At 46.5% G+C, this 641-nt stretch carries 1 protein-coding gene; it reads right to left on the bottom strand.

Translation table 11 applies throughout. The annotated features are described in order from the left end of the window. Positions 1 to 27: 27 nt before the first annotated feature. Positions 28 to 363, bottom strand: coding sequence for a plasmid mobilization protein (locus WMO65_RS26425; protein WP_349064921.1), 336 nt, complete (start codon positions 361 to 363; stop codon positions 28 to 30). Positions 364 to 641 lie beyond the last annotated feature (278 nt).

The following is a 641-nucleotide window of genomic DNA, read 5'->3' as shown; positions in this document are numbered from 1 at the left end:
TCCATATCCTGACCAATCCGCAATCCTTTATTCGATACGTGCTTCAAATGTTTTCACCAATTCTTCCACCTCCTGCATCTTTTTCAGTACCAGTTCCGCATCTCCCCGGAACATGACGCCCCGGTTTGCGCTGGCTGCGATCTGGTTGATGAGGACTCCTATCTTCCGGATCTGGTAATTCATGTTCTTTAATTCCCTTGCGACTGCGATGGAATGCTTCAGGTCGTCAGAAAAGATGCAGGCCCGAATATATTCAGACATGTTGTCCGGACGGTCAGAGCCTTTTACTTTTTTAAGGAATGTCTGGTATTCATTTGCGGTCAGTCTGGCCTTCACGATACACTCCCTTGTTTCTTCCTTCATTTATCTCCTTTATTCGTCCCCTTTCAGATACCTCTGCTCAATAACTGCCCAGCTGTCCTGTTTTCCGGATGTTTTTCCGGATAAGTTCCGGATTTCACACCTCCCTTCATGGCTATCTCCGGATGACTTCCGGATGTTTTTCCGGATAAGTTCCGGATTTCATGCCTCCCTTCATGACTATTTCCGGATGACTTCCGGATGTTTTTCCGGATAAGTTCCGGATTTCACGCCTCCCTTCATAACTATTTCCGGATGACTTCCGGATATTTTTCCGGATA

The sequence above is a fragment of the Blautia caccae genome, assembly GCF_040095955.1.
GTDB classification, from domain to species: Bacteria; Bacillota; Clostridia; order Lachnospirales; family Lachnospiraceae; genus Blautia; species Blautia celeris.
This window is presented reverse-complemented; position numbering and strand designations above follow the sequence as displayed.